Source organism: Wolbachia endosymbiont of Cylisticus convexus (assembly GCF_003344345.1).
Genome location: NZ_QPIP01000052.1, coordinates 1 through 1,926, shown reverse-complemented (window position 1 = coordinate 1,926; position 1,926 = coordinate 1). Strand labels below are relative to the sequence as shown.

Genomic DNA, 1,926 nt, shown 5'->3' with positions numbered 1-1,926 from the left:
CTTTGTTTAGGAAATTCATCTCTCCTATTGTCATCCTTACAGTACACTATCTGTGTCTTTTCAGGATGTAATTTCAACTTATACTCAGCCAATCTTTCTTCGATCATTACTTTCACAAATTCTGCCTGTTTCTCTGTTCTGCAGTGCACTATCGCATCATCCACATATCTCTCAAATGGTACCGTCGGGTAGTTCTTTTTCATCCATATATCAAACACATGATGCATGAATATATTAGAGATGATTGGGCTAACTGAACCTCCTTGCGGAACTCCTTTATCCCTAACTACCTTACTGCCATCTGCAAGTTTTATAGGGGATTTTATCCACCTTTCAACGTATAGTATGACCCATTTGCAATTTGTATGCTTCTTGATAGCTTGCAATGCCAACTCGTGATCCAAATTGTCGAAAAACCCGGATATATCTAGATCTATCGTCCAATCATACCTCCAGCATCTTTTCCTTGCCGTATCTACCGCATCCAGTGCTGATTTATTCGGTCTATAACCATATGAATCTTCATGGAATTTTGGTTCTACTAGCGGCTCAAGATACATAGAAGCGGCCGTTTGCCCTATCCTGTCGAATACTGAAGGAACACCTAAAATTCTTTGTCCCCCTCCCGTATCTTTCGGTATTGCTACAGCTTTTACAGGCTCTGGAAAATAACTTCCTGATGACATCCGATTCCATAGTTTGTACAGATTATCCTTCAGGTTCTCTTCAAACCTTGTTATCGATACCTCATCCACACCAGCCGCACCTTTATTTTTCGATACTTGTTTATAAGCCCTCCAAATAAGTTGCTTTGGTATATCAAAAGACTTTGTTTTATTCATTAACTCCTCCCTTTCGGTTGATACATAATTAAAACTGAATAACTCAACTCCTTCGCTCCATTTCCATTACAGAAACTTCTTCACTACTACGCGCCCCTGTTTTCCGCATTGGTACTCTCATCCTTAGAGTTTAGCTCCTTGAATTTCTCCCTTATCATCGAAACGACAGGTTCCCGTAGTTCTACACAATAGCCTAAAATAGATTCATGCCACCTTTATGCCGGACGCCTCCTACCCCGTAAACAAGCTCCCGGTAGATTTATCCCAGTTGAGTTATAAGCCCCTGGTTTTGACGTCATCAGTTATGGTTTCGACACTTTATCAGTGGTTCACTTTCGTTCATCTCTCTATTTCACACATGACACATAACTGCGCCTTTTCCATAACGCTCACTACCTTGGCTCTTTACCAAAGCAGCTTATGGTTGTTTGAAGCCTGCTCTTGTAAATCGGCTCCGAGGGGCCCACCCTCATCTATTGCGTAGCTTAAGTACTCAGTTTGCTCTTTTCTGACCATTCCTTGCATCACTACGGCACACTATAACCAGCCACTTTATGCAGTTTATGTTGTTCTGTCCTCCTGAAGCAAGTCCGCTAGAGTGGATGCTTTTAACGAATCTTCCTGTCAATACTTTTGATGAGGCAGTTGAAAAGGTTAGTTGGTATTGTCTTAGATGGAAGATAGAGATACTTCATAAAATTTTAAAATCTGGCCTTAAAGTTGAAGAATGTAGACTTGAAACAGCAGAAAGATTAATGAGGTATTTAACGGTTATGAGTGTTATTGCTTGGAGAATTTTTTTTATTACAACAATTGCAAGAACCAATCCAACACTACCGTGCACTACTTTATTAGCTGAAGAAGAGTGGAAAGTTTTATACGCGAAAATACACAAATGCCCAAATGTAACTCCTACTATAAAAGAGGTTGTTTCATGGATTGCTCAGCTTGGAGGCCACTTAGCCAGAAAAAATGACCCAGAACCTGGACCTATTACCCTTTGGAAAGGATGGAGACGTCTCTTTGATTTATCAGAAGGATGGAGGCTTGCTACTGAACTTTATACTTATGGGTAATAGTAAGG

General features: G+C 40.3%; 1 protein-coding gene and 1 pseudogene. One reads left to right on the top strand and one right to left on the bottom strand.

Going from position 1 to position 1,926, the window contains the following annotated elements:
- Positions 1-842: group II intron reverse transcriptase/maturase (gene ltrA / locus Wcon_RS06115; RefSeq protein ID WP_114516916.1), on the bottom strand; the 842-nt coding region annotated here is incomplete at its 3' end.
- 575 nt (positions 843-1,417) lie between these two features.
- On the opposite strand from ltrA, the pseudogene Wcon_RS06110 reads away from it, so the two are divergent.
- Positions 1,418-1,918: pseudogene (locus Wcon_RS06110) on the top strand (IS4 family transposase); the annotation flags it as partial.
- Between the last annotated feature and the right edge of the window lie 8 nt (positions 1,919-1,926).